Origin of the sequence: Hornefia porci (assembly GCF_001940235.1) — a bacterium.
Classification (GTDB): Bacteria; Bacillota; Clostridia; order Peptostreptococcales; family Anaerovoracaceae; genus Aminicella; species Aminicella porci.
Genome location: NZ_MJIE01000001.1, coordinates 1,119,504 through 1,131,932, shown reverse-complemented (window position 1 = coordinate 1,131,932; position 12,429 = coordinate 1,119,504). Strand labels below are relative to the sequence as shown.

12 protein-coding genes and 1 other annotated feature are annotated in these 12,429 nt (G+C 55.7%); of the genes, 10 read left to right on the top strand and 2 right to left on the bottom strand.

All coding sequences use genetic code 11. The annotated features are described in order from the left end of the window. The first annotated feature begins 29 nt into the window (after nucleotides 1–29). The 9 genes from BHK98_RS05365 to BHK98_RS05325 all read left to right on the top strand — a co-directional run bounded on the left by BHK98_RS05365 (nucleotide 30) and on the right by BHK98_RS05325 (nucleotide 7,233). The gene (locus BHK98_RS05365) at nucleotides 30–680 is read left to right on the top strand and encodes an NUDIX hydrolase (protein ID WP_075712534.1); all 651 of its coding nucleotides are present in this window, start codon (nucleotides 30–32) and stop codon (nucleotides 678–680) included. Between the two features lie 9 nt (nucleotides 681–689). After that, nucleotides 690–1,316 (top strand): hypothetical protein, encoded by a 627-nt coding sequence (locus tag BHK98_RS05360; RefSeq protein WP_143404538.1) that lies wholly within the window; start codon nucleotides 690–692, stop codon nucleotides 1,314–1,316. After that, nucleotides 1,313–2,407 (top strand): fibronectin type III domain-containing protein, encoded by a 1,095-nt coding sequence (locus BHK98_RS05355; protein ID WP_083628060.1) that lies wholly within the window; start codon nucleotides 1,313–1,315, stop codon nucleotides 2,405–2,407. The genes BHK98_RS05360 and BHK98_RS05355 overlap by 4 nt, the downstream gene beginning before the upstream one ends. A 103-nt stretch (nucleotides 2,408–2,510) precedes the next feature. Further along, entirely contained in the window at nucleotides 2,511–2,915 is a 405-nt protein-coding gene (ndk, locus tag BHK98_RS05350; RefSeq protein ID WP_075714988.1) for a nucleoside-diphosphate kinase, read from the top strand. A gap of 59 nt (nucleotides 2,916–2,974) precedes the next feature. After that, complete coding sequence (locus tag BHK98_RS05345) at nucleotides 2,975–3,517, top strand: methylated-DNA--[protein]-cysteine S-methyltransferase (RefSeq protein WP_075712532.1); 543 nt, start codon at nucleotides 2,975–2,977, stop codon at nucleotides 3,515–3,517. Between the two features lie 11 nt (nucleotides 3,518–3,528). After that, complete coding sequence (locus tag BHK98_RS05340) at nucleotides 3,529–4,488, top strand: rubredoxin (RefSeq protein ID WP_075712531.1); 960 nt, start codon at nucleotides 3,529–3,531, stop codon at nucleotides 4,486–4,488. 12 nt (nucleotides 4,489–4,500) lie between these two features. Continuing rightward, on the top strand, nucleotides 4,501–5,214 hold the full coding sequence (locus BHK98_RS05335) for an HAD family hydrolase (RefSeq protein ID WP_075712530.1): 714 nt from the start codon (nucleotides 4,501–4,503) through the stop codon (nucleotides 5,212–5,214). 43 nt (nucleotides 5,215–5,257) lie between these two features. Then, a complete protein-coding gene (locus tag BHK98_RS05330; RefSeq protein ID WP_075714986.1) occupies nucleotides 5,258–6,391 on the top strand; it encodes a 1-propanol dehydrogenase PduQ in 1,134 nt (377 codons plus the stop codon). A 116-nt stretch (nucleotides 6,392–6,507) separates the two neighbouring features. Continuing rightward, nucleotides 6,508–7,233: a hypothetical protein gene (locus BHK98_RS05325; RefSeq protein WP_075712529.1), complete on the top strand. Its 726-nt coding sequence runs from the start codon at nucleotides 6,508–6,510 to the stop codon at nucleotides 7,231–7,233. Nucleotides 7,234–7,291: 58 nt separating this feature from the next. On the opposite strand, the gene BHK98_RS05320 is transcribed toward BHK98_RS05325, so the two are convergent. Together BHK98_RS05320 and asnB are read right to left on the bottom strand one after the other, a co-directional pair. Beyond that, nucleotides 7,292–9,382, bottom strand: a complete 2,091-nt coding sequence (locus BHK98_RS05320) for a glutamine synthetase III family protein (protein ID WP_417448545.1) — start codon at nucleotides 9,380–9,382, stop codon at nucleotides 7,292–7,294. A gap of 19 nt (nucleotides 9,383–9,401) precedes the next feature. Beyond that, nucleotides 9,402–10,982, bottom strand: a complete 1,581-nt coding sequence (gene asnB, locus BHK98_RS05315; RefSeq protein ID WP_075712528.1) for an asparagine synthase B — start codon at nucleotides 10,980–10,982, stop codon at nucleotides 9,402–9,404. A gap of 41 nt (nucleotides 10,983–11,023) precedes the next feature. Continuing rightward, nucleotides 11,024–11,287 (bottom strand) — a binding site (T-box leader). Between the two features lie 357 nt (nucleotides 11,288–11,644). On the opposite strand from asnB, the gene BHK98_RS05310 reads away from it, so the two are divergent. Continuing rightward, nucleotides 11,645–12,397 carry a glycerophosphodiester phosphodiesterase family protein gene (locus BHK98_RS05310; RefSeq protein ID WP_075712527.1) on the top strand — a complete coding sequence of 251 codons (753 nt, stop codon included), beginning with the start codon at nucleotides 11,645–11,647 and terminating at the stop codon, nucleotides 12,395–12,397. Nucleotides 12,398–12,429 lie beyond the last annotated feature (32 nt).

The window sequence follows — 12,429 nt, the reverse complement described above, 5'->3', positions numbered from 1 at the left end:
CAGGATTTCTTTGAGAGGAGTGACACAGTATGGCAATCCGGAAGGATAACGTTAAGACCGTAGCAGACACCAGATTTGTCAGGGTTTTCGACCTTCAGTACGAGGAAGGCGCGCATTATTATGACGCCTCGCGCAGGGAACTGGAGAATATTGCGGCGATAAAATCAGAAAATGATTTTAATTCCATGCTGCCGGATGCGGTCAGCGGATTTCTTGTAATCGAGACGCCGGACAGCGAGCCCCGGCTGCTGCTGGATTACGAATATCGTTATCCTACGGGACAGTATATGCTGAGCATTCCCGCAGGCCTGGTGGACGAGAGCGACAAAGAATCGGATCAGCCTTTGTTCACGGCGATGAAACGGGAAATCTATGAGGAAACCGGGATTATGCTGAAGGTCACGGACGATATCCGCATGGTCAATCCGCTGGTGTTCAACAGCCCCGGATTTACCGACGAGTGTACGGCGCTGATCGCCATGACGGCTCATCTGGATGACCTTTCTGAACTGAATCAGAAGGGCGCCGTGGGAAGCGAGAAATTCGCGGGATTCCTTCTGGCCACCCGGGAAGAGGTCCTTCGCCTGCTGCGGGACGGGAAGGATCCCCATGGGCATCGTTATCCGATGGTGACATGGTGCGCCATGATGTATTTTGTTTCCGATCTGTGGAAGGCGTGAGGGATGCGGATGAGCCGGAAGGAAATGGAGAGGCGGGGAGAGAACCTGTTTTTTTCGCAGCGGCACGGTGCGCCCTGGGAATCGCTTCCTTACTGGGAGGGAGCGGTTGACTACAACGGCTGCGGACTGGTGGCGCTGACCATGTGCATCGATATTCTCACCGGCCGGGAGCTGACGCCGGAGGACGTGTATCGTATGCGGGATTCTGCGGGAATCGATCAGCGGCGAGTCTGCGACAGGGAGGCCACAAGTATCTGCGGCGGCGACGCTCAGCTCAGATTTAACGGGATGAACCGGCGGCTGTTCGGTATAGAGTCCAGACCCCTTGAACGGAGCGCGGAGGCTTTTCAGAAGGCGCTGTCCGGGGAGAATACGGTAATCTGGGCGTCCTCACGGCAGACCGATTTTTATGATATCCGGGGGAACAAAAGAAAGGTCCGTAACGGGCATGTGCTGTGCTTCTGGAAATATGACCGGGGCGTTTTCTATGCGAAGGATCCGGGGCTGACAAAGGAGCTCGGAAACAATGTTCCCTATGACGAGGAGCGTCTGCGCCGGTGGCTGGACGCCTGGGACTACCAGCAGTTTGAAATCGGGCTTCCCCGGGATAAGGAAGAGGAGAAGGAGAGTATATGAAAACGATGATGAAAAGAATGACGCCGGTGGCGGCGGCTTTGTGCCTGATGCTCCTGGTTCTGCTTGTACCGCGGCAGTGCAGTGCCGCAACCTTCACAAAAAGTGCGCCTGAGGGCGTGATGGCGACGGCGGTGAACACCCGTATCGCCGTGTCCTGGGAGAAGGTGTCCGGCGCGAAGGGATATATCGTCTATGAGAAGGCCGGAAACGGCAAACTGACCCGGGTTGCAAAGGTGACCTCCTGTAAAGTGATCCGGAAGAATATGACCCGGGGCGTGACCTATGGCTACACGGTCAGAGCGTGGACGAAGAAGGGAAATTCCTACCTTAAGACAAAGAAAAGCGCTGTGCGATACACAACGGTGGCTTCCGCAGGAGTTTCCACAGTGAAGAATTTCCTGCGTACCGCGCTGGCGCCGATGGGGAGTACGATGTACGTCTGGGGCGGCGGATGGAACAAAGCCGACAACGGAGCAGGCACGCCTGCGCGCACCGTCGGAACCTCTCCCAGGTGGAGAGCCTTTGCGGCCACGAAAACAAAGTACTACAATTATAATAATTACCGGTATCAGATTAACAGCGGACTGGACTGTTCGGGATATGTGGGGTGGCTCATGTACAATACTCTGCATACCGTGAACGGAAGCAAGGGCTTTGTGAAAGGCGCCGACAAGCAGGGGAAATGGTTCGCCGACCTCGGCTACGGGAACTGGACCAAAGCGAGTAAGGTGAAGAAGCATCAGGCCGGGGACATCATGAGCGGACCGGAGCATATCTGGATTTCTCTGGGTGAATGCAGGGACGGAAGCACCGTCGTGCTGCACTGTTCTCCGGCAGGCGTTAAACTCAGTGGAACCTACAGCAGGGCAGGCGTGAAAAACAGTCAGGCGGCGAAGCTTGCCAGAAAGTACATGAAGAAATATTATCCTTCCTGGTACAGCCGTTTCCCGTCGACGACCCTGACCTACGGCTCCTCATATAACAGGGACTACGGCCGCTTCCGCTGGAGCGGGAAGAAGCTTGCGGATCCGGAGAAATACCGCAGCATGAGCGCCGACAAGGTGCTGGCGGATCTGTTTGGAGAGAGGTAGCAGGAACGGCGGCAGCCGCGGACGCAGCGACGCTGCCTCTGCGGAAACCGCGAAGAACGGCAAACGCATGCATGGCGGCAGCCGCGGAGAAAGGACAACAATAATGGCATCAGAACGTACATATATAATGCTGAAGCCGGACTGCATCCGGCGCGGACTTGCGGGGGAAGTGATCGCCCGCATCGAGAGAAAGGGCTATCGCCTCGCCGACGCGAAAATGATGACACTGGACGAGCCGATCCTGCGGGAGCATTACGCGCATCTGAAGGATGAGCCCTTCTTCCCGGACATCGTGGAATACATGACGTCGGGGCCGGTTCTGGCAATGATCGTAGAAGGAGAAAACGCGATCCGGGGAATGCGCATCCTGATGGGGGCCACCCGTTTTGAAGACGCGGAGGCCGGAACGATTCGCGGTGATTTCGCCGCGTCGACAAGATACAACCTGATTCACGGCTCCGATTCCCCGGAGTCTGCGGAAGCGGAGATCCGGCGCTTTTTCGGATAGGCGGCGTACGGAACTGTAAGGATTCAGTTCACTGAGGAATATCTGTAAGGGGGACGGAAATGAGTTACTGCATGAAATACGATTCGCCGCTGGGGATCATGACGATGTATTCGGAGGACGGAGAGAAGCTCTATGCCCTCTGGTTCGACCGTCAGAAATACGACAGAAGTCTGATGGACGAAGCGGAGCAGCCTGTAGAGCAAGAGCTGCCGGTTTTTCTGAGGACAAAGGAATGGCTGGATCTGTATTTTGAGGGAAAGGATCCGGGATTTCTGCCGCCGCTGGAGCTCACCGGCTCGGATTTTCGCAGAATGGTTTCCTGTGAAATGCTGAAAATTCCCTTTGGTCAGACAACGACATATGGGCGGATTGCGGAGGCTGTCGCGGAGAAGACCGGAAAAAATCGGGTTTCGGCTCAGGCGGTCGGCGGTGCGGTCGGTCACAATCCTCTGACGATCATCGTGCCCTGCCATCGGGTTGTCGGAAAGAGCGGAAGCCTTACGGGTTATGCCGGCGGCATGGACAAGAAGATAAAACTGCTTCAGAACGAGGGCGTAGACCTCGCGGACAGAGGACTCTTTGTTCCGGAAAATCTACGGTAAGGAGAGATATTATGCAGATTAAACCAGTAAAGCTTTTTGAGAACGGCTATATGCTGCAGCCTCTTCCTTTTGGGGGAGAAGAAGGGATGGAGAAGTTTGATCCTGCGATCCGGTACAGATCCAGTCTGCAGAATTATGTAATCGATACCGGTGACGAGGTTATCCTGGTAGATACCGGCCTGCCGAAGGAATTTCCGGAGCAGGTTCCGGATGAAAAGACGATTCTCTTCATGGGGAACAAGATCACAGATTATGTGTCGGCTCTGGCAGAGGCAGGATATCAGCCGGAGCAGATTTCTAAGATCCTGGTCACCCATAAACATGCGGATCATACCGGCGAATTGAGAAGTTTTCCTAATGCGACCATATATTGCAGCAGGGAAGATCTGGATTCTGACGAAATGAAGCCGTACCAAAATACTCTCGCAGCGACCTTTGAGGATGGACCCTATCATAATTTCCCGCGTTCGCAGAAGATTGCGGAAGGGATTCGATACATCCCTGCGCCGGGTCATACAAAGGGAAACAGCATCGTCATTGTGGAAGACGGGGGTCTTTTCTACATGATTCATGGAGATATTACATATACTGATGAGGCTTTGTATGAAAACAAACTGTCCACGATCTTTGAGGATTTGGATGCGGCAAGAACATCGCTGGACATGGTTAGAGAATTCATCAGAAACAATCCTACTGTCTATGTTTCCACGCATACGCCGCTGGGTTATGAGAACCTGGAGGCAAAGAGGGTATGCGATCTGGATAATCCACCGGAGAGCATTCCTCCGAAAGAGGCCATTGTGAAGGAATCCACCGGGAAATATGTCTGCACGGTCTGCGGATATGTATATGATCCGGAAATCGGTGATCCCGATCACGGAATTCCGGCAGGAACAAAGTTTGAAGAACTGCCGGAGAACTGGAACTGTCCGAGATGCGGGCAGGCGAAGGACAAGTTTACGAAAGCATAGGACGGAAAATATATGGGATATAAGGCTGCAATTTTTGATATGGACGGAACGATTCTGGATACGATTGCGGATCTGAGGGATGCGCTGAATCATACGTTCAGGGAATTCGGACGTCGGAGCGACTTCAGTGAGGACGAGGTGAAGCTTTTCTTCGGAAGCGGCGCCGCTGTGGCGATCCGAAGAGCACTGGCGGTGGAGAACGGATTTCCTCTGGAGAGGCTGGAGCAGATCGGAACAAAGGACGAGCCGCCCCTTTCCGTCGATGAGAAGCTGGCGGAGGAAATCCGGGCGGCATACACGCCGTATTATGCGGAGCACTGTAATATAAAAACCGGTCCTTATCCCGGGATCCTGCCGATGCTCAGAAATCTGAAACGGCGGGGCATCGGAATCGCGGTGGTCTCAAACAAGCCGGATGAGGCAGTTCAGAGCCTGAACCGGGAACACTTTGAGGGGCTGTTCGATTACGCGGCAGGCGAGGTTCGGGGAATCCGCCGCAAGCCGTATCCGGATATGGTGGAGAAGGCGCTGGGGCAGCTGAAGACTGACCGCCGGGAAGCGGTCTACATCGGAGATTCCGAGGTGGACATCCAGACGGCGGCGAATTCCGGACTGGACTGCATTTCGGTGGACTGGGGATTTCGCAGCAGGGCGTTTCTGATGCTGAACCGTGCAGACTGCATCGCATCTTCCTGCGAAGACATTGAAGACGTGATATTCGGCTGAAAAACGGACGCCGGCAGGCATGAACAGAAAGGAAATTGACTTTATGGAAAAATTCATAATGAATACCAGAATCTTCATGGGGCACAGGTGCTGTGAGGAGATCCGGAATTTCGAGATGCGGCGGGCGTATGTCATCTGCGACCCGTTTATGCAGGAGTCCGGAAAGACGGATCTGGTCACCGGAACACTGCGCGAAATGAATGTTCCCTACGATATCTTCGCCCGGGTGGTTCCGGATCCGGATATGGAGGTGGTGAAGGATTGCCTGAACGCCATCGTGAACTTCCATCCGGACACGGTTTTTGCGATGGGAGGAGGCTCCGCCATCGACACGGCGAAGGCAGTGGTCAAGCTTTATGCCCAGTATCGCGGCGTGGACCTGCCCCGGCTCGTGGCATTGCCCACGACCAGCGGAACAGGCAGTGAGGTTACCGCGTTCGCGGTCATAACGGACAAGGCGGCGGGCGTCAAATATCCGCTGGTAGACGATGATCTGACGCCGGATGTGGTGTTCCTGGATCCGCTGCTGACGGAGACAGTTCCGCCGAAAATCACGGCGGATACCGGAATGGACGTTCTGACACACGCTATTGAAGCCTTTGTTTCCACGAACGCCAATGATTTTACAGACGCCTTTGCGGAGAAGTCCATCCGGACTGTATTCGACTTCCTGGAGCGGTGTGTGACCGACGGCTCGGATCTGAACGCCCGGGCGCATATGCATAACGCGTCCTGTATGGCGGGAGCGGCCTTCAACGTGGCGTCTCTCGGGATATGTCACAGTATGGCTCATCAGCTCGGAGAGCAGTTCCACATTCCTCACGGCCGCTGCTGCGCCATGTTCCTGCCGCTGAGCATCGAATATAATGCAGGGCTTGAGCTGCCGGGAGAAGGCGATTCTCTGCTGCAGTATCTCGATATAGCCCGTGTGGTCGGCGTTTCGGCCGGAACAAATAAGGCTACGATTCATCTGCTGGTACGGCACATCCGCGCGCTGATGGACCGTATCGGGATTCCGGGAAATCTGGAGGAGCTGGGAATAGACCGGGATGCGTATATGGCGGCCATTGACCGCATGACGGAAAACGCGCTGAAGGATCGCTGCCTGAAGACGAACCCGAGAGTTCCCTCGGCAGAGGACATCCGCAGCCTGTACCGCCGGCTGGCGCAGCTGTAACAAAGAAAGTAAAGACGTTCTGACAGAAGAGAAAAACGATTCTGCCGGATGGCGCCTGCGTCCGGTGCGGCCACAGCAGGAGTACAGCAGAAGAAAAGTAAAAGGGAAAGAAAACGATGGACAGAGGTAAGATGCGCAGGATTGTCCTCCTGCTGATTGCGGTTTCCGCACTGATTTACGGACTTCAGATTCTGATTTTTCACGATGTGAGAAACACGGCGTTCTATATCCTTCAGGATTTCGCCTTCATGCCGGTGACCATTGCCATCGCCACCCTGGTGGTGGGAGAACTGATCGCGGCGCAGGAGAAAAAAGAGCGACAGGAGAAGACCCGTATGCTGACCAGCACCTTCTATACGGAGCTGGGAGCAAGGCTGATGGCGCTGATTCTCCGGGCGGCTGACGACGGTGCGGAGCTGGCGTCACTGGCGGACCGCAGTGTAGACTGTGAAGAGGAGGAACGGCGGCTGAGGAGAGAACTTTCGGAGAGAGATATCCGGGTCAGCATTAACGAGGAGATCTATGAGAGTTCAAGAAAACTGATTCTGGATCGGAGAGTCGCCCTTCTTGTCATTTCGTCCAATCCCATGCTTCTGGAGCATGAGGATTTCACGGAGATGCTGTGGGGAGTGTTTCATCTGATTGACGAATTCCGGCTCAGGGGCGATTACTCCCGGCTGAGCGAGGAGGATATCCGTCATCTCGACGAGGATTTCAGCCGGGTGCTGAAACTGATGCTGATGAACTGGGTGAGCAACGCCCGGTATCTGAAGGAGGCGTTTCCCAACTATTATTCGACCGCCCGGGAAAAGGCGGTTCGGAGCAAGTGGAATATTCGCTGACAAAATAACGGCCGCAGGTGTTACGCAGCGGCCGTCATATATACAGTTCTCGCCAGCTTCACCGCTCGCTGAAAAGCAGATCCGCGTAAGTGGGGAAGGGCCAGTATTTTTTGTCCACCATGAGCTCCAGCCGGTCGGCGATGTCCCGGGCTTCGTCCATATCCCGGATAATTTCATCGTGGCAGTAGTGCAGCGCTTCAATGTTGTCGCCGGGCATCTGGTTCAGACTCTGCTCCAGCCGGCTGCATGCCTTTGCCAGCGCGTCCGTTTCATCGCTGATCTGACGGGCAAGCTCCGTTTCATAAGAGGCGCCGATGCCGGCGTTCTTCTTCAGCGCCGCGCGGCTGCACAGCACGGCGGAATACTCTGACGCCGCAGGCAGGATGCTTTTCCGGATCATGTCCGCCATAGTGCGACCTTCGATGTTGATGACTGTTTTGTAGTTTTCCACGTGGATGATACCGCGTGCTTCCATTTCCTCTTCCATATATATACCGTGACGGATCAGAAGTTCTTCATTTTTTTTGTCGGTGTAGGCGGTCAGCGCGTCCGCGGTGGATTTCAGGTTGGAAAGTCCTCTGGCTTCTGCTTCACGGATCCATGCCTCGTCATAGCCGTTTCCGTCAAACAGGATCCGCCTGTGTTCGGTGAACACCCGTTTCAGAAGGGCCTGAAGATCTTCCATGAAATGCTCGGAGCCTTCCAGCTCTTCCGCGAACTGCTGCAGTTCCTCTGCCATCGCGGCGTTCAGAACCACATTAGGTCCGGCGATGGACTGGGAAGAGCCCGGCATCCTGAATTCGAATTTGTTGCCGGTGAAGGCCATGGGGGAGGTCCGGTTGCGATCTGTGTTGTCCAGCGGAATTTCCGGCAGCACGTCTACGCCGATCTCAAGAGTCTTCTTCCCTGTATCTGTATAGTCGGTGCCGCTGATGATGGAATCCACAACGGCGCTGAGTTCATCACCCAGGAAAATGGAAATCACGGCCGGCGGTGCCTCCTGCGCGCCCAGACGGTGATCGTTCCCGGGAAACGCGACCGTGGCCCGCAGCAGCTCCTGATACTCATCGACGCCCTTGATGAAGGCTGCCAGGAAGAGCAGGAACTGTGCGTTCTGACTCGGCGTGGAGCCGGGACGGAACAGGTTCTTGCCGGTGTCGGTGGAAAGAGACCAGTTATCGTGCTTGCCGGAGCCGTTCACATACCGGAAGGGCTTTTCGTGAATCAGGGCGACGAAGCCGTGGCGGTCAGCCACCTTCTTCAGCATTTCCATGGCCAGCTGGTTATGATCGCTGGCGGTGTTGGCGTCGCTGAAAACCGGAGCCATCTCATGCTGCGACGGCGCGACCTCGTTATGCTTTGTTTTAGAAGGAACGCCCACCTTCCACAGCTCCTCGTCAAGATCCTGCATGAAGGCGGCCACCCGCGGCTTGATCATGCCGAAATAGTGATCCTCCATCTCCTGCCCGCGGGGAGGCCTCGCGCCGAACAGTGTGCGCCCGGTCATCCGGAGATCCTCACGCCTGTTGTACAGGGATTTGTCGATCAGAAAATATTCCTGCTCCGGACCTACCTGCGCCACGACCCGTCTGGTTTCCGTGTCTCCGAATAACCGCAGAATCCGCACTGCCGCCCGGCTTACCGCGTCCATGGATTTCAGCAGAGGGGTTTTCTTGTCCAGCGCCTGGCCGGAGTAGGAGCAGAAGATCGTCGGGATATACAGGGAATGCTCCTTCACAAAGGCAAAGGATGTGGGATCCCAGGCGGTATATCCCCGCGCCTCGAAGGTGCTCCGCAGTCCTCCGGAGGGGAAGGAGGAGGCGTCCGGCTCGCCCTTGACCAGTTCCTTGCCGGAGAAGTCCATCAGCGCCCGGCCGTCCTCCGTCGGAGAAATAAAGCTGTCGTGTTTCTCCGCGGTAGCGCCGGTCATCGGCTGGAACCAGTGGGTGTAGTGGGTGGCGCCCCGTTCCACCGCCCATTGCTTCATTGCTTCGGCGATCTCGTTCGCGGTGGAGATATCCAGGGATTCGCCTGTGGTGATGCAGGTCTTCCACGTCGTGAAGGACGCGCCGGAGAGGCGTTCCTTCATCGTTTTCTCGTCGAATACCATGGAGCCGTAATATTCTGCCGGTGATGCTTTCATATCCATATTTCTATCCTTTCCGCGGCTATCTGCCGCTTTCACCATAATTTGTCAGTACTCTCGCGGAGGGATCGTCCACGTCGCAGCCCTCCCACTCACGGTTGGGCATCCAGAAGTCGGTAATCATTTCCGCCTGTCCCGGATAATATGTCTCGAAGATATCGCGGTAGAGCAGGCTCTCCTTGCTGAAGGGCCGGGCGTAATCGTATTTCGCGGCGCCCCGGAGGAAGTCCTCATCGGTGTAACGGGCTTCCGCGTATTCCTTCAGGTCGTCCACCATCGAGTGTCCCACCGCATCGGAGAAGGCCGCCTTCTGACGCCACAGGATGTCCTCCGGCAGGAGCTTGTCATCCTCGAACGCATGGCGGAGCAGGTATTTTCCCATTCCGTAGGTGTTCATCTTCATCGCAGGATCGATGCTCAGCACATAGCGGACAAAATCCGTGTCCCCGAAGGGCACCCGCCCTTCCATGGAGTTTACGGAAATGCAGCGGTCCGCCCGCAGAACGTCGTACATATGGAGCTCACGGATCCGTTTGACGGATTCCTGCTGAAAACTCTCGGCGTCCGGAGCGAAGTCCGTGTATTTGTAGCCGAAAAGCTCGTCGGAGATTTCTCCTGTCATCAGTACGCGGATATCGGTCGTTTCGTGAATCTTTCTGCAGCAGAGATACATGCCCAGACTGGCGCGGATCGTAGTGATGTCCCAGGTTCCCAGAATTCGAATAACCTCAGGAAGCGCATCCAGAACCTCCTGTCGCGTCATATGAAATTCCGTATGCTCGGAGCCGATGAAATCCGCCGCTTCTCTGGCGTACTTCAGATCGATGGGATCCGTGTCCATGCCGATGGCGAAGGTTCGTATCTTTCTTCCCAGAAGCTTTGCGCTGATGGCGCAGACCAGACTGGAGTCCAGGCCGCCGGACAAAAGGAAGCCCAGAGGCGCGTCCGCGTCCAGTCTCGCTTCTACCGAGCGGATCAGGCGGCTGCGGATACCCCGGCAGACCTCATCCAGGCCGCCGGAAACAGCAGGCTCCGCGCCGGTAAGGGAAATGTAGGGATGGAACGCGCCTCCCGCCCAGTAGTGACCGGGAGGGAAGGGGCGGATGGCGTCGCAGAGCCCGACCAGGACCTTGGGCTCGCTGGCGAAGGCAATCTCTCCCGCCGCGTCATATCCGTAATAGAGAGGGCGGATGCCGATGGGATCCCGCGCAGCGACAAAGGAGTCCAGAGCGGAATCGTAAATCAGCAGGGCGAATTCACTGCCCAGCATGGAAAACGCGGCGAACCCGTATTTGTGATAGAGGGGAAGAATCACCTCACAGTCGCTTTCGCTGACAAAGTGAAATTCCCCGGAAAGCCGTTCCCGCAGATCGCGGAACCCGTAGATCTCGCCGTTGCAGACTAGACTGTCGCCGCCTGCGTGGAAGGGCTGCATGCCCCCGCAGGACAGATCCATGATGGACAGACGCTGAAAACCCAGCCATCCGGGACCGGCCTCTTCCAGCCGCATTTTGTCCGGTCCGCGGGATGCGGTCTCCTGAAAATGAGCAGAAACCTCCTCTCGGGAAAGTTTTCTTCCGGTTATACCGATAATCGAACACATAAAAAGCACCTCCGAATATTTCTGTCGCAGCTTCTCAATCCGTTTAGGACGAATAGCTGCTATCCGCGGTGCCACCTAATTTATCGCTGAAGCGATCCCTTCTGGGCTCCAACAAGCCCGTGTGATGTAACGATCACAACTCGTCTTACTTACTGGCGCGGCAGAATCGGATTTCTCCGACGGGACGCGCGTTCTGCTCGAAGCTCCCGGGTGTTCTTCGCATGGCCTCCTGGTGCCGGGTTCTCACTGTCTCCGGCTCACTGTGACGGAACCTCCATGGTACTTTTCCCGTTCATTGCCTTTCATTGCTGTATGCATCTTTATTAATTTATGTTAGAAATATATACCTATTCTTGTGCTTTGTCAATAGATAAAAGTTATTTTTTTGTGAAAAATATATAAAATATTTGGCGGACTGCTGCGGCCGGATGCGGAAAGGCCCTGAAAACAGAGGAAATGACAGATACAACTGCCGGCGTGTCTGATTTGACATGGCATGACGCATTTGATAAAGTTATACGTAGCATCTGCTCATTAAGTCCCTGTCGGACTTAATGGGCGCTGACGACGGCCGGACGGAGGCCGGCCGGCAGTGCCGCGCGCACGATCCGATAGCAGCAGTATGCTGTGCGCCGGCAGACGATGACTGAAGGAGGAGACATTTGAACAGAATCGGAAGGGACAGCTGGCTTCTGACGAGGCCGATCGCCCATCGGGGGCTTCATGACAGAACAAGAGGGATTCCAGAGAACTCCATGGGCGCTTTTCAGGCGGCGATGGATGCGGGATACCCCATCGAACTGGATATACAGATGACCGCGGACGGAGAACTGTTCGTGCTGCATGACTGGGATCTTCTGAGAATGACGGGAATACAGAGGATGTCGGCGGCGCTGCACAGCCGGGAGCTGAAACGCATCGCGCTGATGGATACCGAGCATACGATCCCCCGCCTGGAGGAGGTGCTGGATCTGGTGCGCGGGCGGGTCCCTCTGCTGATTGAGGTGAAAAACCGGAGGTCTCCGGCGGGGCGGCTGGAACGGCGGCTCTGTGCCAGAATGCGTAAGTATGACGGGGAATTTGCGGTGCAGTCGTTCAACCCTTTTACCGTGCGGTTCATGCGGATGAATCTGCCTGAGACGCCGGTGGGGCAGCTGGCGGATGATTATTCCGGGAAAAAGGAGATCCCGTGGGCTCTCCGCAGCGCACTGACAAACTGCCGGTTCAACCTGTGGACCCGACCGGATTTCATTTCCTACAATGTCCGTAAGATGAAAGAGCCGAGGCCGTTTCTGACGCCTCTGCACCGGGGCGGCCGGACTGTCGTGCTGGGCTGGACGGTGAGTGACGAGAAGACAAAGGCGAGGGCGGAGCTTCATTGCGACAATATGATTTTTGAAGGAATACGTCCGTGAATGCCGCTGCATCCTTTGTGCAGAACGCAGGA